The organism is Echinicola jeungdonensis, from assembly GCF_030409905.1.
Lineage (GTDB): Bacteria > Bacteroidota > Bacteroidia > Cytophagales > Cyclobacteriaceae > Echinicola > Echinicola jeungdonensis.
The window spans coordinates 1,930,555-1,953,324 of sequence record NZ_JAUFQT010000001.1 but is presented as its reverse complement, the minus strand read 5'-3'; the positions used below and the strand labels follow the sequence as shown (position 1 = coordinate 1,953,324).

Annotated in this window: 14 protein-coding genes; 2 read left to right on the top strand and 12 right to left on the bottom strand. The window is 40.7% G+C overall.

All coding sequences use genetic code 11. The features are described from left to right. Positions 1–46 precede the first annotated feature (46 nt). The 9 genes from QWY93_RS08325 to QWY93_RS08285 form a co-directional block, all read right to left on the bottom strand. A complete protein-coding gene (locus QWY93_RS08325) occupies positions 47–1,009 on the bottom strand; it encodes a transketolase family protein (protein ID WP_290247733.1) in 963 nt (320 codons plus the stop codon). Beyond that, positions 1,006–1,848: a transketolase gene (locus QWY93_RS08320; RefSeq protein WP_290247731.1), complete on the bottom strand. Its 843-nt coding sequence runs from the start codon at positions 1,846–1,848 to the stop codon at positions 1,006–1,008. Before QWY93_RS08320 ends, QWY93_RS08325 begins: the two co-directional genes overlap by 4 nt. A gap of 18 nt (positions 1,849–1,866) precedes the next feature. Then, entirely contained in the window at positions 1,867–3,309 is a 1,443-nt protein-coding gene (locus tag QWY93_RS08315) for an L-fucose/L-arabinose isomerase family protein (protein WP_290247730.1), read from the bottom strand. Positions 3,310–3,379: 70 nt separating this feature from the next. Then, positions 3,380–5,053: a DUF5060 domain-containing protein gene (locus QWY93_RS08310; RefSeq protein WP_290247729.1), complete on the bottom strand. Its 1,674-nt coding sequence runs from the start codon at positions 5,051–5,053 to the stop codon at positions 3,380–3,382. A 438-nt stretch (positions 5,054–5,491) separates the two neighbouring features. Further along, on the bottom strand, positions 5,492–7,183 hold the full coding sequence (locus tag QWY93_RS08305; protein WP_290247728.1) for a pectate lyase family protein: 1,692 nt from the start codon (positions 7,181–7,183) through the stop codon (positions 5,492–5,494). A gap of 63 nt (positions 7,184–7,246) precedes the next feature. After that, the gene (locus tag QWY93_RS08300) at positions 7,247–8,869 is read right to left on the bottom strand and encodes a RagB/SusD family nutrient uptake outer membrane protein (protein WP_290247727.1); all 1,623 of its coding nucleotides are present in this window, start codon (positions 8,867–8,869) and stop codon (positions 7,247–7,249) included. A gap of 6 nt (positions 8,870–8,875) precedes the next feature. Then, the gene (locus QWY93_RS08295; RefSeq protein ID WP_290247726.1) at positions 8,876–12,232 is read right to left on the bottom strand and encodes a SusC/RagA family TonB-linked outer membrane protein; all 3,357 of its coding nucleotides are present in this window, start codon (positions 12,230–12,232) and stop codon (positions 8,876–8,878) included. Positions 12,233–12,274: 42 nt separating this feature from the next. Further along, positions 12,275–13,309, bottom strand: coding sequence for a FecR family protein (locus tag QWY93_RS08290; RefSeq protein WP_290247725.1), 1,035 nt, complete (start codon positions 13,307–13,309; stop codon positions 12,275–12,277). A 368-nt stretch (positions 13,310–13,677) separates the two neighbouring features. Next, positions 13,678–14,373 carry an RNA polymerase sigma factor gene (locus tag QWY93_RS08285; RefSeq protein ID WP_290247724.1) on the bottom strand — a complete coding sequence of 232 codons (696 nt, stop codon included), beginning with the start codon at positions 14,371–14,373 and terminating at the stop codon, positions 13,678–13,680. 508 nt (positions 14,374–14,881) lie between these two features. Between QWY93_RS08285 and QWY93_RS08280 the strand changes: the two genes are divergently transcribed. After that, positions 14,882–15,583, top strand: a complete 702-nt coding sequence (locus QWY93_RS08280) for a lysoplasmalogenase (RefSeq protein ID WP_290247723.1) — start codon at positions 14,882–14,884, stop codon at positions 15,581–15,583. A gap of 140 nt (positions 15,584–15,723) precedes the next feature. Here QWY93_RS08280 and aspS read toward each other — a convergent pair whose 3' ends face one another. Next, positions 15,724–17,484, bottom strand: a complete 1,761-nt coding sequence (gene aspS, locus QWY93_RS08275; RefSeq protein WP_290247722.1) for an aspartate--tRNA ligase — start codon at positions 17,482–17,484, stop codon at positions 15,724–15,726. Positions 17,485–17,761: 277 nt separating this feature from the next. Here aspS and QWY93_RS08270 point away from each other — a divergent pair, with 277 nt between their 5' ends. Further along, positions 17,762–19,051, top strand: a complete 1,290-nt coding sequence (locus QWY93_RS08270; protein WP_290247721.1) for a M23 family metallopeptidase — start codon at positions 17,762–17,764, stop codon at positions 19,049–19,051. A 34-nt stretch (positions 19,052–19,085) separates the two neighbouring features. Here the strand turns inward: QWY93_RS08270 and QWY93_RS08265 are convergent, their stop codons facing one another. Both QWY93_RS08265 and QWY93_RS08260 read right to left on the bottom strand, forming a co-directional pair. Beyond that, entirely contained in the window at positions 19,086–21,791 is a 2,706-nt protein-coding gene (locus QWY93_RS08265) for an OmpA family protein (RefSeq protein ID WP_290247720.1), read from the bottom strand. 2 nt (positions 21,792–21,793) lie between these two features. Beyond that, positions 21,794–22,768 carry a PorP/SprF family type IX secretion system membrane protein gene (locus QWY93_RS08260; protein ID WP_290247719.1) on the bottom strand — a complete coding sequence of 325 codons (975 nt, stop codon included), beginning with the start codon at positions 22,766–22,768 and terminating at the stop codon, positions 21,794–21,796. Positions 22,769–22,770: the final 2 nt, after the last annotated feature.

Here is a 22,770-nt window from a genome sequence, read left to right as displayed (position 1 = left end):
ATTAATTAAGTCACCGAGCCTTGAAGGGTTAAAATCCCTTCAAGGCTTACTGCAATAATTTCAATGCTTGCTCAGCAATGCCTTCTTCTGAAATTCCATAATGGTTAAAGATGGCCATTTGGGAGCCTGTCACAGTATATTCATCTGGAATGCCCATGATTTTAAACTTGTTATTAAAGCCGTTTTCCATTAAATAGGAAGCACAGGCTTCGCCTAATCCGCCATAAACACTATGCTCTTCTACCGTCAAGATGGCTGGATAGCTCTTAGCTACTTGGGAAAGCAATTCCGTATCCAAAGGTTTGATAGTGTGCATACTGATCACCCCTGCCTGGATTCCCTGGGATTCTAATTTAAAAGCTGCTTGCAATGCTGGAAGAACGGTCTCACCAGTAGCCACAATCATCAGGTCTTTACCTTCACGGATCACCCTGCCCTTCCCAAATTCAAAATCATCTTTTTCTGAAAGGAATGGCAAAGGCTTTTTCCCAAAGCGGATATAAACTGGTGCATCTGATACTGCAGCTTGCCTGATGGCCATTTCCGTTTCATAATTGTCCGCAGGAGCAACCACAGAAATATTGTTCACGGCCCTCAAAACGGCAAAATCATGCAAACTATGGTGGGTGGATCCCAAAGCCCCGTAACTTACCCCTGCACTGATACCGATGACCTTGACCGGATTATCGGAATAGGCCACATCATTTTTGATTTGTTCCAATGACCTGGCCGTTAAAAAGCAGGCAGGGGAAACGGCAAAAGCTTTTTTCCCTGCAGAAGCCAATCCAGCAGCAATGCCCACCAAATTCTGCTCTGCAATGCCAACTTCAACGATCTGTTCCGGGAATTTCTCGGCGAAAGGCACCAATTTCCCAGACCCTCTGGAATCGCTGGTTACGGCTACTATTTGCCGGTCATTGGCTGCCAAATCCTGTAGGGTGGCCGAAAAAACCTCCAGGTTGGCTTTTCCTTCTTTTAATGTATTTTGAGTTGCTGTATTTACGCTCATTTGATTGCTGGTTTAGATAAACTTTCTAATTGGGCATCCAACTCCTGTTGGGCTGCAGCATATTGCTCGTCATTGGGAACGCCATGATGCCATTTGACATTGTTTTCCATAAAACTGATGCCTTTGCCTTTGATGGTATGGGCAATAACCAAGTTGGGTTTGCCCTCCTCAAAAGGAACCTCTTGAAAAGCCTCCTTAAGGGCTGCAATATCATTGCCATCCACATGCTTCACATTCCAACCAAAGGCTTCAAACTTGCTGTCGATAGGATCCGAATTGCAGACATCTTTAGTTGCCCCGGTAATCTGTAGTTTGTTATAATCCAAAATGGCCACAAGGTTATCCAGCTTGTAGTGCGAGGCTGCCATAGCAGCTTCCCAGTTAGAACCTTCCATCAATTCACCATCTCCCAAAAGGGTAAATACCTTATAATCCAATTCATCCATTTTTGCCGCCAGGGCGGTCCCCACACAAATGGGCAGACCATGGCCCAGGGCACCGGTATTTTGTTCAACACCTGGCACCTTTTTGGTTGGGTGACCAATAAAGTGGCTTTGATACTGGCAAAGGGATTCCAATTCCGATTCCGGATAAAAACCTTGATCAGCCAGCACTACAAACAAAGCCTCCACTGAGTGGCCCTTGCTTTGGATATAGCGGTCACGGTTGGGATCCTTAAAATTTTCAGGTGAAACATTCATGACCTCATTGTACAGTACATTGAGGATATCGGTACAGGAAAGGCTCCCCCCGGTATGACCTGCATTGGCCCCCTTGATATATTGGAGGATTTTTTTCCTGTATTCCAGTGATTTTATTTCTAATTCTCTTGTTGTCATGGCTTGTTGTTTTGTGGTTTATTTACTGCCGTTACTTCCATGTTTATAAACCTCCCATCCCATGTAATTTTCATAGGCTTCTTCAAGAATTCCTGCGGTATGGGAAGCATTCATTACCACATGGTGCTCAAACCCGTTTTTGCAGACATACTGCATCAAACCTTGTAAATTTGGGATCTGGGAAACGGCACGGTTACCAAAAGTATTCAACTCATCATCCGTCAACTGTCCTTCTCCAATGTAGGCTTTGATTTTGCCTTGGGGGTCATCTGTGCTGATCCGGCCATAAGTCAATGGGGTTGCTGGGGTTCTTCCCGAAAGGGCACCATACGTATTTTCCTCGCCTACCGTAGTTCCCAAAATAGGAGCAGTACTAATCTCGATATCCGGCAAGAAAGATTTGGCCCAGTTACCACAATGGAAAAGCACACATTTTTCAGGGTCATCAGCATAGTTGTTGTTCCAATCCACAAGGGCACTCGGAGAGCCCGAAGCCAACTGCATGGCATACATGGTCAAAGTCCCTGTAACATCCACCTCACAGGCACTGGGCATCATATTTTCACTCATCATAGACATACTGGTACACACATTACAGCCATAATTTTGCTGCACCGAAGTCCAACATTGGATGGCAGTGGCATCCAGGGCATTTTCCTCCATAAATTCATTAAGGATGACGTCCATCTTGGCAATCTGAAACAAGGCCTTTTGAGGGGTATTACCCACGGGAGCATAATCTTTGATTCTGTCAAGTCTTTCCTTGACCCTGGATTCCTCATGATCCAGCTTATTGGCCCTGCCTAAAATCTCGGAAAGGTCAATAGTGGTCACCGACACGCCACTTCTCTGCAACAGCTTTTCACTATAGCGGACGGTGTTAAACCCGCCTGGCCTGGCCCCAATGGCTCCGATACGGGCATTGCGAAGGCCTTTGACCACACGACAAACGGCAGTAAAATCCTGAAGGTCTTTTTCAAATTCTGGATTAGTAGGGTGAACTACATGGCTGGAGGTCAGGGAATATGGGATTCCAAACTGGTACAGGTTATTGCAAACGGAAATTTTTCCACACCAGGCATCCCTTCTGCGGGCCACATCCAATTTATTCAGGTCATCGGGATACCCATGAACCAAGACCGGCACATTTAACCCGGCCAATTTCAGAGTTTCGGCAACTCCCCGTTCATCCCCAAAATTGGGCAGTACGACTAAAATTCCCATGATCTCATCACGGTGCTGCCTGAACAGTTCGGCACATTTTACTGCCTCCTGGAAAGTTTCTACCCCTCCCAATTTAGTTTCCTGGTCATCCAGAATAACAGGGTTGATGTTTAATTTTTTCAAACAATCCAGGATATCTGCCCTTGCCTCAGAAACCAATTTGTCTGGAAAGAAATCCCTGTTTCCTATTATTACACCTAGCGTAATTTGCTTTAATCCTTGTCCTTTAAATATCATAATGTAGGTTTTAGATGTTCAACTAAGGACTTCTGACTAATCCTTAGTTGAACATTTTTATTTTCTGTTTTTATTTTTTCACTACCAATACCCAATCGGTCTCTTGGTTGGGCGCTTGAAAGTTTACCGGATTTTCCCCAGCTTGAACTTGGCTGCCGGTTATTTCTTCACCTGATTTCGAATCAATCCAGGTTATTTTTGAATATGCTCCCTTTTCGAGCTGCAGGGAAAATGACTCCCCACCTGGAGCAAAAACCACATATTGCTGGCCCGGTTGAGCTAAAGCATACACCCTTAGCACCTGATGGTGGGCCAATAACTCATCATGAGGTTTCATTTGGTAGAAATCCACTTTGTCCTGCATGACCTTAGCCAAAATTTGGATGTATTTTTCTGAAGTTTGAAATGGATTTTGATCATTGAAGGGCAATCCAGAAGGACCTCCAGCATAAAGTTCATACTCTTTTGCATGGCCGTTCCAGGTAAAAGAGGCTCCAGCTGTAGCACAGGCCCAAGCGCCTCTTCTCAAATCATCCTGATCTGCACCCACCCTTTCATGCCAAAACCTTCTCCACAATGCATTGCCTTCACTCATAAATACTGGTTTGCCTTCATACCCGAGCAAGCAGGCCATATGATGGGTCCAAGCGGACCTCCATAAGTGGCGTTCCTGGTCTTTATCCGGTGCTGCGATCTGATGATTTTCTACGGCTGCAAAGCTGTATTCATTACGTTGATATTCATTTTCCCGGGGAAATTCATCTTCATAAGTTCGGAGATGATCAAAAACATCATATTTCTGTACTAACCTGGCAAAACCCAGTTCATGGCTTTCCCGATCTCCAGGTACTTCCCAGACAAAATTCCAACCGGCCAAATTGGCAAAGGGTGCCAGGCGGGCCACCATATATTTTACAAACTGATCTTTCTGTTCAGGGGTAAGCTTTTCCCATGCAGGACCTTCATTTTGGCTGCCATCCACTCCTAAAAACATGTGCACGCCCACATCCTGGGTGTTAAGCCAACCTAGGTGCTGTTCCATGCGGTGCCAAACCTCCATGTTCATGGTGCTGAATGGCTTCCCCTCTTTATAAAGGGCCAGATCCAGGGTTTCCGGTTCTGGTCCATCCAGGTAATATTGCTTGAAGCAACAAAGTGAAAGCAGCCAATTGACTTGCAAATGGTTATAGCCATGATCGATCAGGGGTTGATAAACATTTTCCTTAATCCAGTCAAAATCCTGGCCCAGGGACCCATGGCCTGTTTCATAATAAGATTTTAGCCAAACGGGATCTGTCCCATTATAGGCCAACCAATGAGGGTTTTGATTATAAGGTTGCAAAATGCCTTTCCCGGCATTTTCAGGGGTACATTCAAAAGTTCCTTTTCCACCTTCACTGCCATCAGACCAGCGATAGACATAGGTCCAGGTGCCGGTTTCTTCGGGCAAAAACCGGATTTTCCATATGTTGCCTTCAGCCCCTCCCTGGCCATCGCCATCGAAAAAACCCCAAAATTCGATGAGCCTGCCGGAAGGGGCCTGAAATTGCACTTCAAGGGTAACCTCAGTAAATGGGTTACCGTATTTTTTTGAGTTAGTTATTTGGGTTTCAAAGAGTCGATAAATCCCCACTTCCTCCACAGAAGAAGTCTTGGAGGGATTACCTTCAGCTTGGATTAAAGTGGGCTGAAATAACAAAAAGGCCAAAATGGGCCAAAGTAGTTTTTTATAAAATCGGTTCATGGGTTTATGGATAAATTGACCAAAAGCAGAAATTCCTTTTGCCTTTTACAGGTTTTATCTATCCTAAATTTTTAAAATAAAATCAGCTTTGGTATCCTGCACATTCCTGCCCGGACAAAATTTATGTAAAAAATCTTCCGCCTCCCTGGCCAATTCACTAACCAAGGAGGCAGAAGCAGTCAGAATAAAAAAAATGCAAACCCAATTAATATTACCTTACAGAGTTATTGAAGGAGATATTAATCCCCTAGGGTAAATCACAACTCAATATTTGTTAAAAAACAGAACAAAGAGGAAAGAATAAAGACCGCTGTACTTTTTGACTATTCGTTAAAAGCTGCTCTTCCAAAGACCAGTCTCCCTTAGGTAAGATTCGACCATACCACAGTTCGACAAAATATTTTTGATCTATTTAACTTTGCGGCCTCAGCGAGAAACTTAACGATATTTCTTAGACAAAGTATCGTAGTTATTTCCCACTTTGGTCCAGTCCACTACTTTATCGGTGGGAATGGCATGAATGTATTTTTCGATATTATCATATCCATCACCATTTAGATCTCCATTGGCATCAGCTGGGTAATTTGGATTCAAGCCATGGTCCTTCTCCCAATCATCAGGCATACCATCCTTGTCTGAATCTTGATAGGGTACTCCATTATATTCTGGATATCCTCCCACTTGGCTGACATCCGTGATAATCCCTTTATTGTAAGAATCTTCATCAAGCCTCCTTCTTCCACCAACCAAAAATTCTTTTCCAATATGGCTTTTTCCACCCTCCTGGTATTCGATTTTTCCGGTTTTCACTTGGCGGACAATTCTGGAATCTACAGGATCCCTTTTGGGCAGGGTGGCACCTACATTTTCCAGGACAAAATCATAGGCTTCCTCTGCCGTCATCATGCTCAGTTGCGCTAAAGGGAAGGGTTCATTCACCCGGATATAGGGCTCAAATTTTTTAGTCAATTCCGGCTTACCATCCACCTGGACTCCGCCATTCCAATTGTCTTTATTAATTTCTTCATAACCTTCCATGATATTACCACTGACATGTAACCTGCCCAATACAAGAGAGTCTTTTACAGACCGATCCCCTTCTGGCTTGATGATCCTAAAGCCCACGGGATCATCCTTAGGAGTAATTGGGCCTGGTTTAAAATAATTGTTAAGAATATTATATCTGGAACGATGATCTCCACCATCGATGGTACGGTACCACCAGTTAAAGATGACATTATTGACAAAACCAAAATCTCCATACATGCCAACAGAAGCATTCCGGGCAATATTACTTGCCCACAGGTTTCGCATAAAGGTGCTGTTCAAACCTCCAATGGTGCTTCCAAAAGAATGGTTATAAGTATCCAATGCCTCTGCAAAAATGGAGTTTTGAATGGTGACATTAACGGTGGGCAGTTTGTGTCTTTTTCCATCTCCAGCCTCATACATGTGCCGGTACATGGACATATTTTCATCCAAACCCCAAGTTGAAGAAACATGATCAATTATGATATTGCCAACACCATTACCTCCTAATGCATCATCTCTAAACCTTACATCGGTTTCCCCTCTTCTGAATCGCATATGGCGGATTACCACATCATGGGTATCAATCGACACCGTAGCCCCTGCAATACAAACCCCATCTCCAGGAGCTGTTTGCCCGGCAATGGTAACATAAGGCGCCCGGATATTTATGGGGCTTTCCAATTGAATTATTCCAGCCACATTAAATACAATATAACGTGCACCTCCTGCTTCACAAGCCTCCCGGAAAGTTCCCGGTCCGCGATCTGCCAGGCTGGTTACCACAAACACTTTCCCTCCACGGCCGCCAAAGGAATAGGCTCCTCCACCCTCTGCCCCGGGAAATGCGGGTATATCCGCCTGGGGAAGATCTCCAGGCGTAGAAGCCCAGGGAAGGTAAGGTTTACCCTCTTTGATTTCTGCTTTTATTACCGGCCAAGCCTTTTCCCAAGCTTGCTCTGAATGTTTTTCATTAGCCGCATTGATCTTTTCGGCTTCTTTCTCCACCTCAGGTGGGATTTCTGGATATTGTGCCTTTAAGGTTAAAGGTGTTACAAAAAACAACAGATAAAACAGATAGTTAAATTTTTTCTTAAACATTGTGGAATAACATTCTTTGAGTGAATCAAAAAAGGACCGGAATAATATTCCAGCCCTTTTGTTTTACTCATAAGCTGGATTTTGAGGGTAGTCCCCGGCATCCAGTGAGATTACTGATAAAGGTATAGGTCTAAGGATTTTCAAGTTTCCATTGGCCCCCATAAATGGATCTTGTCCATTATCATATAATTGGGAGACTTGTGGGTTGTAGAGCTTGTTTCGCTCCACCAGTTTTCCAGTTCTTTTAAGGTCATGCCAACGATGCCCTTCCCCAGCCAATTCTCTTGCCCTTTCGTCAAGAATAAAGTCAATATCTATTTGACTTTGGGCTATCATCATTTCTCCTTCATGACCTGGCATGGCAGCTCTTCTTCGAACTTCATTGATTCTTTCCGTAGCAGTCCCCAAGTCTCCGGCTTTGAAATAAGCCTCTGCAGCAATGAGATAGGTTTCTCCCAATCTGGCCACAAACAAATCGTGGGTATAGCGTACATCCGGCAGCTGAACCCGGTCGAATTTTTTTAGTGAAGGATAATCACTTTGATTATTCAGATGCCACCAGGAATCATTGAAAGGTATAATTTCTGTGTCAGCCCTGTTTTCGAGGTCTTCTGCTCTCCAGGTTACCGTGTCGGCGTATTGTTCGGCAGTTCTTGGATAGTATTTATCGATAGGGTAACCATCTTCATCTAAGTAATGACCAACATACGGAGAGGTTCTAACATTCAGAAATGTCCCCTCAAACCTGCTATCATATTCTCCATACACTTTCCAAAGGTATTCACTAACTTTCAATCTCAATTGTTTAAAAACCCCTTCTCCTGTTCCAGTAATCAATGGACCAAAAGGAGTGTCCCAGTTGTGCCTTCCTCCATTCAGCAAGGAACTTTGATCATATTGCACCGAAAAAATAATTTCCGGATTGACATCATTTTGGAAAGCAAAAATATCCTCATAGTTAACCGTCAAGGATTCATTGGCAATGGCCTTATCTGCATATTCTGCAGCTTTTTCGAAATCACTGGAACTTCCAAAATCCTCATACCCTTTTGTCAGGTACACTTTGGCCAGCATGTGCCTTACAGCTCTTTTGGTTACTCTTCCAAAGTCATTTTGATTTTCCAGCACCTCCTGCTCAGCAAGTAACAACTCATCAATGATAAAGTTATACACCTCTTCAGCAGAATTTCTGTCAAAATGGGTTATGGGTTGCCGAACCATATCGGATACAATGCTCACACCACCAAAATGCTGCACCAACAGGAAATAATAATAGACCCTCAAAAACCGGGCTTCCCCTTTCTTTGTAGTCAGATCATTGGTTTGCGCAGTCAAATCTGCATAATGCAAAGCTGTATTAGATACCTGGATACTTTCGTATAATGTTTGGAAGAAATTTCCTACCTGACTTGTTCCAGGAGTCAATGTTTGATAAGCTGTAAGCCCTAGCGGAGCTTCCTGTCCTGTCCCAAAGAACAAGTCTGTGCCTCCAATAAACATATAGGGAACCGGAGCATAAACATCTCTTAGGGTAGAATAGCATGAATTTATCAAGGCATTGTACCCTTCCTGAGTCAAGTAAAATGATTCCGCAGTGGCTGTACTTTTATTTTCTTCTTCCAGGAAATCTGAACAGCCTGTAAGTAGGCCGAGGGAGATCAGTCCTATATATATTGATTTTTTCATGACTTCTTAAAATTTAATATTGGTACCGAATTGATAAACAGAGAAGGCGTTTGATGTGGAATTTTCACCGGACATACTTGCATCTGCCCATTCCGGATCAAATCCATCATATTTGGTCCAAACGAAAGGATTAATCACATTTACATATACCCTGCAACTTTGAATGCTCAATCTCTCCATAAGACTGGAACCCAAATTATAACCCATAGTGATGTTTTGTAACCTTACGAAAGAGGCATCTTTATTGTATCCTGGGTATCCGTAATCCTCTGCATCCTCTCCCCAATATTGTCCTTGGTTTCGAGGTTGCGGATAAGTATTGCTGTACCTGGCTTCAGTTATTGGATTTTCTCTCATATAATAAGGCACATCCAAGATCTGCTTACTGTTAAAATCGGTAAATTCTCTATGGAAGGGGCTGTAAAGGAAGACCCCTTGTTTAGAATAAAGACTTACAGATAGGTCAAAATTCTTATAAGCAAAGCTGGAAGACAATCCACCGGTCCAAGAAGGAAGTGGGGAGCCCAAAATTTTCATATCATTGTCAATATCAATGACCCCATCACCATTTTGATCTTTTACCTTTGCAGTTCCTTCCAAGGTATTATTACCTTCTGGTACCTCATCTTTTTGCCAAACCCCTACAAACTCCATAGCATATACCACATCCACAGGCTGACCGATAAACCAACGGTTAGGTACATCGTCCTCTTTTTTGCCGTAAAGTTCTACGATTTTGTTTTGGTTCTTGGAAAAGTTAAAGCTGGTTTCCCAAGTGAAATCCCCTGTTTCAATATTGACAGTGTTCAGTTGTATTTCTATTCCTTTATTGCTTACTGATCCCACATTGTCCATCATTGAGGCCCAACCTGTTGGAACGGCCAGTTTTCTTTCCATCAAAAGGTTAAGGGATTTTTTGTCATACACATTCAATTCACCAGTAATCCGGTTATTGTAAAATCCAAAATCAACCCCAAGGTTCCATTCTCTTGTTCTCTCCCAAGTAAGGTCCTTATTGGCAATGGAGCTTGGTTTAAAGCCATTGGCCAAATTTCCGTTAAAATCATAATAGGTTTGGTCATTAACCCCAAACTGCGTGGAATAAGGCGCAATATTGTCATTTCCGGTGTACCCAAAGCTCAATCTCAATTTAAGGTTATTGAGGGCTGAAGAACCTTGAAGAAAATCCTCTTCGGAAATGATCCAAGCAGAACCTACAGAGGGGAAAAAGGCCCATTTATGACCAGGAGCCAACCTTGAGGACCCATCCCATCTAGCTGTTGCGGTCAACATGTACTTGGATTTATAAGAGTAATTGATCCTGTTTGTATAAGACATCAAAGTGCTTTTGGAGAAATTACTTGCTGTATTTAAATAAGTAGCACTTCCAAGATTGTAAAACTCAGAATTAAAGGGTGAATCCCATCCAAAACCGTACAGGTATTCATTCCTATCCATAAGCATAGAAAAGATAAAATCATAATCAATTTGGTGGTCACCTATGGTTTTATTCAAGTGTAATTGATTATCCCATACATATGAAAACCTTTGATCAGTAGCCATATAGCCACCGTTTCCACTTCCAGTGGATAATTTATCCCAATATTCTCCTACCCTTTGAAACTTAACATTAGGAGATAAAGTGGAACGGAGCCTTATCCCATCAATAGGCTTGTATTGCAGGTGGAAATTGGAAACCAGATAATACTCCTGGGTATTGAATTTATTGTATTTCAATTCTGCTAAAGGACTGACATTTCCAGAAATCCCTAACATAGGCTGACGGATCAGATCTCCCTCAGAATTGTAAGCCGGTGCATAAGGAGGCATTCTAAACAACTGTTTCATCACATTCCGACTTCGTAGTTCTTTATCAGTATAAGCCAAATTCAGGTTCGCACCCATTTCCCATTTTTCAGAAACTTTACCCGTTACATTAGCTTTGAAGTTATATTTTTCATAACCCTGGGCAGTCACATTTCCATTATCTCCCTGATATCCTACTCCTACTACATAATTCACATTTTTGGAACCTCCTGAAGCAGAAATGAAATGGTTGGTATTCAATCCCGGTTTGGTCAATTCCCCTACCCAGTCATAATAATTTTTATTCCCAAGGTTTTCTACCCAGTAATCGTGGGCATCGCCAGAAGAAGGAAAGCCAAACAAACCGTCGGGAGCTGTGATTTCACTGCCTGAATAAATCAATCCCACAATGCCACGGTTTTTGGTATATTCTATGGCCTCTTCTGCATTTAAAAAGTCTGGAATATTGGAAATGGTCCTCATTCCCACAAAGCCTGAATACTGGATACTTGCTTTTCCTTCGCTGAACTCTCCTGATTTGGTAGTAACAATGACTACCCCGTTGGAACCTCTGGAACCATAAATAGCAGTTGAAGAAGCGTCTTTCAGAATATCAATCCGATCAATATCGTTAGGATTCAAAAAATTAATATTATCCGTCATGACCCCATCCACTACATAAAGGGGGGATCCACCTGACAAGGAGTTGACACCCCGGATATTGATGTCAAAATCAGTCCCAGGCAAACCTGAATTGGCTGTAATATTAACCCCAGCCACCTGTCCTTGCAAGGCAGCAAGCGGGCTGGTAGTTCCCCTTTTGGTAATGTCTTTATTGCCAAGGGAAACTACCGCTCCAGTGAGATCTTTCTTTTTGACCTCCCCATAACCCACTACGACCACTTCTTCCAGGGAAGAAAAGTCATTTTCCAAAACAACATTAATGACTGATTGATTATTTACGGCTATACTTTTACTCTGAAAACCGATATAGGAAACGACTAATTTAGCTCCTTCTGGAACTTCAATGGAATAATTCCCATCCAAATCGGTTACGGTTCCATTTTGGGTGCCTTCCATTAGTATAGAGGCCCCCGGAAGAGGATTTCCATCCGAATCGGTTACTTTTCCTTTGACAGTAATCTCAACAGCTACTTCCATTGAGGGAACATTGTCCGCTATTCTTACATTTATATTTTCATTTACCTGCTTAAACCGTAATGGAGAACTTTGGGAGATTTCCTGAAGAAGATCATATAAGGTAATATTGGATCCCTTGATGGTAAAAGTTTGATCCAAGGACAATGTTTTTTTGTCGTACACAAACTTAAAACCTGTTTTGGACTGGATCTTGGAAAAAACTTCCTGGACAGAAGCATTATCAAAATCGACAGTCAACCTTGAGTTTAAATCTTTTTCCTGAGTTCTCATGGCAACAGCTTCATGAAGGACATTGCCCTTAAAATTTTGGTTGGCCTGGGAAGTATTTAAATATAAACAGCTCCCCAGAAGTAAAACCCCGTATTTCCAGGGGAATCTTGGTAATGTGTTTTTCATAATTTTGGGTTGTTAATTGTACATCATGTATTTTAATTGGCTTTAATTAAATTTTATGGTAACATTTTTTCCATCTATTTTATACTTCAGATCATATACAAACTGTAAACCTTCCAGTATTTCCTCGAGCTTTTCATTTTCATAGCGGCCATTGACTTTCCAGTTTTTGGGAGTGTCCCCATATACCTGAAAGTCCACCCCGTACCATTTGCTAAGCCTTTTCACAAATTCCTCAAAGCTTGCATCCTGAAATAGGATCACCCCATCTTTCCAGGAAATAACCTGCTCTACATTAAAGTGTCCTTTGCTGCTTTTTCCTGAAATTTTTTGAAACCTTAGCTCCTCTCCAGGTGAAAGGAATTCAGCCTTTTTATTTTTAGCTTTTACTTTTACCTTTCCACTAACCAATGAAACCCTGGTCTGAGAGGAATGGGGAATTGCATTGACATTGAAAGTGGTACCCAACACTTCCGTTTTTAAATCCCCGGTCTTGACAATAAATGGCCGGTCCTCATCATGTTCTACCTCAAAAAATCCTTCGCCTATCAACTCAACTTCCCTAATACTACCCGAAAATTGTTCAGGAAACCTCAATTCACTTTCATAATTAAGGTGAACCAATGTTCCATCAGGAAGGCTTACTTTTGATTTTTGCCCTCTAGGGTTTTTGACAGATTTCCAAGCCATTACTTCCTCGTGCGGAAGTGATGAAAAGGTCAGGTTTTGGATTATATAGGACCCCAAAAGACAGATCAGCAGAATGGCAGCCACTTTGGCCCATTGGAATACGGGTTCCCTGTATAAATGACCCATATTACCTTTCACTTCCTTTGGGGAATCTTTAGCTATGATTTTCCCCAACATGCCTTCCAACTCTTCATTTTCCATATGATTTTGCTGGAAAGAAAGCCGCAAAACAAACTCCCTAGCCTCCCTTAAAGCTGATATATCTTCAGGGTGTTCTTTCTGCCACTTATCCCAAAATTGATTCCGGTCACCATTCGGGTGCTTTACCCAATCGACAAAATCTTTTCTGGATATCAGTTGTTGAAATATTTCTGATTGTTTTTGCTTCACTTTTCAAGGCTTTTACTATTACAAGGGGAGACTTTGAAAAATGATACCGGGTTTTTGAAAAAAATTTTACTTTTTTTTCAGGACAGGGTTAAAAAAAATTCACCAATGGATTAATCTCCACCAAAAATCAGCTAAATAATGGGATATAAGGGCTTTTTTATCAATACAACATAGCATAAAAAAATTGGGCTTTAATTCTTTAACAATAAAATCGTTTGAAAATGGGATTTAAACCAAAGTAAAAACCTGACCATTTATGCAAATCAGTGAAAAATAATTTGCTATTCAGGATAAATTGCCCCCTCAATGGTCCCTGTAATTAGGGACTCAATCCCGTATATATTTAAAAGAAATTACCCCTTGATATATCAGGAAGAATAAATATCAACAAGTAGTAATGCCAAATTGGCCAACATGAATTTTCTTAGTTGAGACAGTGCTCGATAAATTAATCTTCTGGCTGAGGAAATATGTGAAAAGCCCATGATTTCCCCTATTTGCTCATAGGTTAACCCTTCATAATAAAAATAATAAACAGCTTCCCGCTCCTTTTCACCCAATTTTTCTAAAGCCACACTTAACTGGTTTAATTGTTCATTTTCAAACTGTTGTTGGATGAATTTGGTCTCAAAGGAAAGTTCTACTGGGAACTTTTTGAAATAAAAATCCTCTCCATGGGTCATGAGTTTGTGGTTTTTTTTCATATCCTCCAAAACCCTGCGCTTAAAAGCCTTTAACAAGTAAGGTTTAATGGAATTGGTAGGCCCCAGCTTTTCCCGTTTTTCCCTAAGATAAATAAAAAAATCTTGAAGGGAATCCTTCACTCTATTATGGTCAGAGCAAATTTGACAACCAAAATTATAGAGCATATTGGCGTATAAATGGTAAATCCGGATAAAAGCACCTTCATTACCTTTTCTGAAATCATTCCAAAGATCGACATCTCCCGTAGAGATGAATTCTTGTGGATTATTTATATCAAGCCGTTTTTTATCTACTAAAACCTCAAACTCATTTTCAAAACTGACATCGGCCATAAAAGTATTATTTTGGGTGAACGGCATAATTTTTTAAAAAAATACTTTTACAGCATCCTGCACTATCCTGTCCCAGCATATTCATCGATTTATTTCCCAGTCTCCTTTTTTAACCAAATTTTTAACTTTATACATTCCTTTTCCTATTTCCGGCAGGGGATTTATCAATCCTTTTATTGTTTCACTCTTTTATTTATTAGCTAGCCCATTAATAAATGTCTCCGAGGGCATTTCGATTTAAAAATTCTCCTAATTACAACTACTCCTTAATTGGTTGAATTGAAATATTGAGATTACAAGCGCAATTACGGGTGCACATATTTTCAGTTTTATTAGGCAACCTAACCTCACCTTTGATTAGGGATTTTTTTATTTTTTTGTAAATTCATTCCGCATTGAAAAAAACCATTTCTCAACCGAATTGCCCAACCAATAACCAACATGAAGCCAATAACTACTTTTTTGCATTTGTGCCTATTTCAATTTTTATACCTGGTAAAACCCTGGGCGATATTGCTTTATTCTCAAAACACTCATGCTTAAAAAAGAAATAATCTGGCTCTACCTATACCTATTTGCCGGCTTGGCAGATATGGCCATGATCATTCAACAAATAGATGCTTACCGGATTTTCACCAAACCATTAATTTTAATTTCCCTTACAATTTATTTTTTCACCAGTACCCGATTGATCAAAAATAGCTTGCTCAGAAAAAGTATGGGTACAGCTCTTATTTTTCTTTTGGCAGGGGATATTCTAAAATTGTTTCCTTCTTATTTCTGGTTAGGCTGGGGAGCTTACCTTATCACCCAGATTTGCTATATCATTGCCTTTAAGCTCACCCAATCCCACACCATACAACTTAAAGGGATGAATTTTGTCAAGCTTTTCTTTTACAACTTGCCTATTTATATTTTGGCTGCCTTTTTATATTATTTGATCAATGATCAATTGAACCAACTAAAAACCCCCATAATTATTTATATCCTGACTATGGTTCTAATGGTATCCATTGCAAGGGAAAGATATAAGCGGACAAATATTTTAAGCTATTCCCAAGTGTTTTTAGGGGCTTTGCTTTTTATGATTTCAGATAGCATTCAAGCATTGGATATTTTTTTCAGACCTATCCCAAGTGATGAAGTACTGGTCAGGGGAACATTCACCCTGGCCCATTTGCTTATCGTTATGGGAATTCGAAGTCATTTGATTCATGGACCAATAACAAAAAAATAGTGGGGAGTGGTCGGGAGGATTGAGAAAATGGAGGACTTTTGCACAACTTGAACAGAACCAAGAGACAAGGTTAAAAAAAAGCACTTGCTTCCGCATTTCTACTTCCACAAGTGCTTTTGAATCTATAATCAAAGAAGGTTTTAAACTTCTTTTTTCATCGCTAATCTGATACTCAATTCCTCCAATTGGTCTTCTGAGATATGACTTGGTGAATCGATCATTACATCCCTGCCGGAATTGTTTTTCGGGAAGGCAATATAATCTCTAATGGAATCACTTCCTCCAAATATGGCACAAAGCCTATCAAAACCAAAAGCAATTCCTCCATGTGGCGGTGCACCATATTCAAACGCTTCCATCAAGAAACCAAACTGCTCTTGCGCTTCTTCATCTGTAAAGCCAAGATGCTTGAACATCATCTTCTGGGTGTTTTTGTCGTGAATCCTGATAGATCCCCCTCCGATTTCTACCCCATTGATGACCAAGTCATAGGCATTGGCACGTACCGCCCCCGGATCAGATTCCAATAATGGGATATCCTCTTTTTTAGGAGAGGTAAAGGGGTGGTGCATGGCATGATATCTTTCGGTATCCTCATCCCACTCCAATAGAGGAAAATCCAATACCCAAAGTGGTTTGAATACATTTTTATCCCTCAAGCCTAGGTCAGATCCCATTTTCAATCGAAGTTCTGAAAGCTGCTTTCTGGTGGTGTTGGCATCTCCGGAGAGTATCAACAATAAGTCTCCGGGATGGGCTCCCATTCTTTCGGCCCAAGCTGCAAGGTCCTCCTGACTGTAGAATTTGTCCACAGAGGATTTGAAAGAACCATCCTCATTGCATTTAACATATACCAAACCCATTGCACCTATCTGTGGTCTTTTCACCCAATTTGTCAGGGCATCAAGCTGTTTTCTGGTATATTCAGCGGCACCTTGCGCACAAATCCCAACTACCAGCTCCGCATTATCAAATACATTAAATCCTTTGTTTTGAGCCAAATCATTAAGCTCAACAAATTTCATGTCGAACCTCAAATCAGGTTTGTCATTGCCATAATATTTCATAGCATCGGTGAAGCTCATTCTTTCTACTTCACCCAATTCCACCTTTTTCACTTTGGAAAAAAGATGTTTGGTAAGTCTTTCAAAAGTCTGCAAAACATCCTCCTGTTCAACAAAAGACATTTCACAGTCTATTTGGGTAAACTCAGGTTGGCGGTCTGCCCTTAAGTCCTCATCCCTAAAACATTTGACAATCTGAAAATAACGGTCAAATCCACTGACCATCAACAACTGCTTAAAGGTTTGAGGAGACTGGGGCAAAGCATAAAACTCTCCTTTATTAACTCTGCTGGGTACCAAAAAGTCCCTTGCCCCTTCTGGAGTAGACTTAATCAAGACAGGTGTTTCCACCTCCATAAAGTCCTCTGCATCCATAAATTTGCGGGTTTCTTGCATCATATGGTGCCTTAGCTGCAGCTTTTCACGGACCACTCTCCTTCTAAGGTCGAGGTACCTGTATTTCATCCGCAAGTCTTCCCCTCCATCAGTTTCATCCTCTATTACAAATGGAGGAACTTTGGCGGCATTTAAAATTTCCAAACCGGTGGTTTTCACCTCCACATCCCCTGTCGGAATTTTATTATTCTTAGAAGTTCTTTCAATAACCTCACCCTTGGCCTGGATGACAAATTCCCTTCCCAAATGAGCTGCCTTTTCTAACAAATCCTTGTCGCTGGACCCTTCCTCAAATATCAATTGGGTTACTCCATACCGATCCCTCAAATCCACCCAGACTAAGCCTCCTTTGTTACGGACTCTCTGCACCCAACCAGAAAGGGTTACCTCTTTGCCCACATCCTCTAAGCGTAATTCTCCACAAGTATGTGTTCTTAGCATATTTTTAATTTTTTATTCAAGATCAATCGCCAAAGATAATAATTCGAGGCACAGTTTACTATTATGGCAATCAGTATCCTAACTTTTTTCTTGCCTTTTTTTAAAATCCACTGGATTTTGACATTCCTTTATATCATTTTTGTAAAAATAACCGTTAAATAATAGTGAAGTTTCACCCAGTTTTGAATGGCCCAAAAAATTGGCTTGCCATTTGTGATCGGAACTGAAATTCAATTTATTTTGTAATCTTATAAAACGTCAAAAATCTTTACCGGTAATGAAAAAAACATGGATTGCAGCAGGGATTTTCCTGCTGAGTGTGGGAGGAAATGGTTTCTACGGATGTTCACCCAAAAAGGAAGAAAAGGAAAAACAGATAGTTGAAGCCGTAGCAACAGTTGAAGAGGAAATCAAGGAGGAGCAAATACTTTATGGAATCAATATTGATGAACTTGATATTGTAGAAGGAGTGGTCGGAAGGAATCAGACTTTATCCACTTTGTTAGCTCCATTCAATGTCCCCTATCAGATAATTGATGCCATTGCCAAAAAGTCCAAAGACATTTTTGATGTTCGGAACATTGCCTTCGACAAAAAATATACGGTGCTGACCTCCAAGGACAGCAGCTCCCAAGCTCATTTTTTTATTTACGAACCTAATCCTGCAGAATTTGTAGTTTTTCAGCTTGATGACCAGGTGGATATTTATAAGGAAGCAAAGCCTGTAGAAATCAATAAAAGAGAAGTGGCTGGAGAAATAAACACCTCTTTATATGTCAATATGGTGGAGCAAGGCATCTCTCCTGATTTGATTGACCAATTTGCAGATCTTTATGGCTGGACAGTAGATTTCCAAAGATTACAAAGGGGAGATAAATATAAAGTCATATTCAATGAACGTCTGGTGGAAGGACAGGTAGTTGGAGTGGATGATATCCAAATGGCTTATTTTGAGCACCGGGGAGATCCATGTTATGCCATTCCTTTTGAACAAAACGGTGAACTTTCCTTTTTTGATCAAGAAGGCAACAGCTTAAAAAAGGCGTTTTTAAGAGATCCACTTAAATATTCCAGAATCAGTTCCAGGTATAGCTTAAGAAGATATCACCCTGTCCAAAAAAGGTATAAAGCTCACTTGGGAACGGACTATGCCGCTCCTCGAGGAACTGAAATCCGAACAGTGGGTGATGGGACAGTCATTGCTGCCAGCTACACTTCAGGAAATGGCAACTACGTAAAAATTAAACACAACAGTACTTATACTACTCAATATCTGCACATGTCCAAAATCGGCAAAGGTATTAGAGTGGGCAAAAGGGTTAAGCAAGGGGATGTCATTGGTTATGTAGGTAGCACCGGATTGGCAACAGGCCCGCACCTTTGCTTTAGATTTTGGAAAAGGGGCAGACAGGAAGATTGGTTAAATGAAGATATTCCACCGTCCGAACCAATATTGGAAGAAAATAAGGCGGCGTTTGAAAGGGTGAAAACCGAAAAGTTAGCTCAGTTGGCTTCCATTCCATACCAACAACCCTCTACTGATGAAAAATTATTGACACAGAAATAAAAAAAAAGCAACCGCTGCGGCGGTTGCTTTTTTTTTACATTTCTAAAATCCATATATCCTCTGAGACTTTCGTTTTTAAATTGGCCAAAATCTTCTTGGCCAATTCACGATCCGTTGACTTACTTATATAACAATAATAGAGCGACTTTTCTTGATCAAAATAAAACCCTGCATCAGCAAACCCTTTACTCTTTAGTTGGCTTACCCTGGATGCCGCATTATCCTCCGAAGAAAAAACTCCTGAAATAAAAAATGCAACTTCCTCCTCAGACTTCAATTCTTCACTGGTCTTTTTTTTTCCTATACTCGTCATAGATCCCTTCAAGGGCTTTGATTCTGAAGCTTGCCCCAAAATCAATTTCACCTCAGTCCTTCTGTTCAACTGGTGTTCTTTTTCTGTACAAGAACTCTCACATTCATGGATAGGCAGTGATTTTCCATGCCAGGAATATTTAATTCTAGATTCATCAATTCCCCTTTTTATCAGGAAGTCTCTTACCACCTTAGCCCTTTCCTCAGATAAGGCTTCATTATATTCCTCAGAGCCCCTGATATCAGTATGACCTTCAATAGATAAAGTAGCTTCAGGCCGCTCCGATAACATTATAGCCAAACGTTCCAATTCCTTTTTGTCTTCCGTCCGGAGAAAATACCTATCAAAATCAAAATGAATTAAGGGAACATCCACTGGAACTCCCAGGTTACTTATATTACAAAAATCCAAGCCCTTAAGCTCTTCGGGCATTTCATATTGTTTGTTTTCATCTGGAAAAGCCATCAATACCAATTCACTTCTTCTATTAAGCTGGTGTTCCCTTTCAGGACATGGAACCCCATCCCCACAATCATTGGTCAATTTCTCTTCCCCAAAAGATTCCTTTTTTACCCTGGAATGGGCTACTCCCTGGCTGTCCAAATAGGATGCAACGGCATTTGCCCTACGGCTACTCAAACCATCATTATATTCTACAGAAGCTCTGGAATCAGTATGAGATCTGACCATAAGGTCTAGGAAAGAATGATCTTTCATCAAATCCGCCAATTTGTTAAGGGCAGGCTTTGCATCCTCCCTTATGGCATCCTTGTCCAAATCATAATAAATTAAATCTGCATATACCGTTGTCCTGTAAGGAATAGGAGCCAAGGTATACTCCCTTTCAAGCTTATCAGCTTCTATTCCTTTAGTGCTAATGGAATTATCAATGATAGGGAAATAGCCTTTTTTGGAAATCTTCAATTCAAAATCAGAAGATGGGCTCACATTGGCCAGCACTTCCCCTTGACTTCCTTTTTCAAGGCTTATCTTTTCCATTTTATCCATTTCCCTCAACTCGGCCACATAACCATCAGTAATGAGTTCTCCATCACAATTCAATACCCTGGCCATAAACCTTCGGTACATGTCTTTCATCAAATAAATGTCATCCAAACCAGACCCGCCCAGCCTATTAGAAGACAGATACTCCTTTCCATCCCTACCCAACATCATAGCGAAATCATCTTGGGAGCTATTATAAGGTACCCCCATATTTTGAATATCACTGAAATTACCTCCCTCTAACTGGGCCATAAAAATATCCAGCCCGCCTAATCCAAAATGACCATCAGATGAAAAATATAAAACATCTCCAGCCAAGAAGGGGTCTCTCTCATTCCCTTTGGAGTTAATCTGGTCTCCAAGGTTTTCAGGTTCTCCAAAAGTAAAATCTTCATCATAGCTTACCTTGTACAAATCGTAGCCACCAAATCCTCCCGGCATATCGGAGGCAAAATACATCACCTTATTTTTTTCATCCAAAAAGGGATTGATTACGGAATAGTTTAATAAGGAATTGAAAGGCAAACTATTAAATCCCTCAAATTCGCCAGAATCATTTATTTTACTATAAAATATTTCGGAATGATAATCTGCGAAATCATCTTGGCCCTGCCCATAATCCATTTCTGGGTTTACCTTGTCACTTTTTCTTAGTTTCTTTTTTGCTTTTTTATCCAATTCACGGGTGATGGTATAAAACACTACATCCTCATTTTCCATAAAATACGGGTCAGAAAAATGATAAGTATCTGGAACAGGTGATTTTAATGTAGAAACCTGTCCTTCTTCACTCACTTTATATACTGTAAGAAAATCCCTACCAGTCCAGGCATATTCATCCTCTTCAATTTTATTGGCTACATCAAATCGGATAAGCGGTTTTCCTGAGTCACTGGTTTCCCCTCGATCAGAGGCAAAATAAAAATTCCCCTTTTTATCCTCAGCTCCACCAAAATCTGTAGCTGCTGAATTGACAGAATCTACAGGAATGGCCTCGACCAATTTCGGGTTTTCATACCAACCCATTAGGGAGTCAATATTAATTTGGTCAAAACGCTCATCTCTGGCAGACAAGGTATCCAATGCCTCTTTGACTTCTTCGATTTTCCCTAATTGATTGGCAGAAGCTATAAACTTGGCATAATCCTGTGTGGTTGATGACTCAAAGGCAAGAGTAGTTTTCCACCACTCATAAGCTTTTTCATAGTCATTGATTTTTTGGAAACTTTTCGCAGCTCCTTTTGCTGCTCTGTAGGTATGTTTCCTGTTAAAGGCTTTGGCATAAACTTCTGAAGCCTCCTGGTAGTGAAACAGTTCAAATTGTTTATCCGCATACCTTAAAAGAGCATTTTGAGCCATCAGGTCTGATGATATGGCAGTAAACAATGCCATAAAAATCAAAAATGTAAAAATCCTTTTCATAACTAGAACCATCTAGGGTTTTTCAAACGAACATTTTTAGGTGTAATGTAATAGCCCACAGAGATTTCGTGGGAATTATTACGCATATTACTCAAAACATTGGTATTATGATCATATGCATACCCAATTCTTAAATTATTAGTGGCAAAAATCTCCAAAATCATAGCAATAGCATTTCTATTGCTCAAATTCTCATCCATTAAATCATTACCATTATTTAAATTGGAACGGTAAGACGCCCCCAACCATATGGTTTCCATAAAAAGGAACATTCCATTGATATCATAATTTGTTGCGCTTCCCTTTTCTTCTTTTACCAGCACAGATGGTTTAAACTGAACCTTATCAGAAATGGGAATCAAAGCCCCTGCAGTGAAAAAATAGTGCAGGTTATGATAAGCTAAAGAAATATCTTTCCTTTCCAATATACTTTTTCCCACCAAATTATAAACACTTAAACCCGTGTAAAATCTCTGAGTATTGAAGAATATTCCAGTATTTAAATTGGGAGTAAATACATTTACCCGCCCCTCCGGAATGTTTTCATCCCCAAAATCATTAGGGTTAAACAACGTTCCATCCACCACGTATTCCGAAACCCCGGCACTTACACCTAAACCCAAAAAAGATTCATATCCTGTTTGGATCCTATATGCATAGGTCAGCATCCCAGAAGAGGTTTGAGATGGGCCAATCTTATCGGATAAGATGCTTGCACCAAAACCCATTAAACCTTCATTGGCACTTAGGTCTGCAGTAATGGTGAAGGTTTTTGGAGCTCCCGGGAAATTTACCCATTGGCTCCTGTAAGTAGATTGAATATAAGGTACCCCCTTATAACCTGCATAGCCTGGATTTACATGTAATCCATTGAAAATGTATTGGCTGAACTGCGGAAGCTGTTGGGCCAAAGTCCCGTTGGAAGCCCAAAGGGCCACCAACAGGGTCATACCTAATATTTTAAAAGTTCTTTTCATCC

Excerpts from the sequence above, each read along its gene's own strand:
- QWY93_RS08325 (WP_290247733.1), bottom strand. The coding sequence starts at position 1,009 with ATGAGCGTAAATACAGCAACTCAAAATACATTAAAAGAAGGAAAAGCC.
- QWY93_RS08320 (WP_290247731.1), bottom strand. The coding sequence starts at position 1,848 with ATGACAACAAGAGAATTAGAAATAAAATCACTGGAATACAGGAAAAAA.
- QWY93_RS08315 (WP_290247730.1), bottom strand. The coding sequence starts at position 3,309 with ATGATATTTAAAGGACAAGGATTAAAGCAAATTACGCTAGGTGTAATA.
- QWY93_RS08310 (WP_290247729.1), bottom strand. The coding sequence starts at position 5,053 with ATGAACCGATTTTATAAAAAACTACTTTGGCCCATTTTGGCCTTTTTG.
- QWY93_RS08305 (WP_290247728.1), bottom strand. The coding sequence starts at position 7,183 with ATGTTTAAGAAAAAATTTAACTATCTGTTTTATCTGTTGTTTTTTGTA.
- QWY93_RS08300 (WP_290247727.1), bottom strand. The coding sequence starts at position 8,869 with ATGAAAAAATCAATATATATAGGACTGATCTCCCTCGGCCTACTTACA.
- QWY93_RS08295 (WP_290247726.1), bottom strand. The coding sequence starts at position 12,232 with ATGAAAAACACATTACCAAGATTCCCCTGGAAATACGGGGTTTTACTT.
- QWY93_RS08285 (WP_290247724.1), bottom strand. The coding sequence starts at position 14,373 with ATGCCGTTCACCCAAAATAATACTTTTATGGCCGATGTCAGTTTTGAA.
- QWY93_RS08280 (WP_290247723.1), top strand. The coding sequence starts at position 14,882 with ATGCTTAAAAAAGAAATAATCTGGCTCTACCTATACCTATTTGCCGGC.
- aspS (WP_290247722.1), bottom strand. The coding sequence starts at position 17,484 with ATGCTAAGAACACATACTTGTGGAGAATTACGCTTAGAGGATGTGGGC.
- QWY93_RS08270 (WP_290247721.1), top strand. The coding sequence starts at position 17,762 with ATGAAAAAAACATGGATTGCAGCAGGGATTTTCCTGCTGAGTGTGGGA.
- QWY93_RS08265 (WP_290247720.1), bottom strand. The coding sequence starts at position 21,791 with ATGAAAAGGATTTTTACATTTTTGATTTTTATGGCATTGTTTACTGCC.
- QWY93_RS08260 (WP_290247719.1), bottom strand. The coding sequence starts at position 22,768 with ATGAAAAGAACTTTTAAAATATTAGGTATGACCCTGTTGGTGGCCCTT.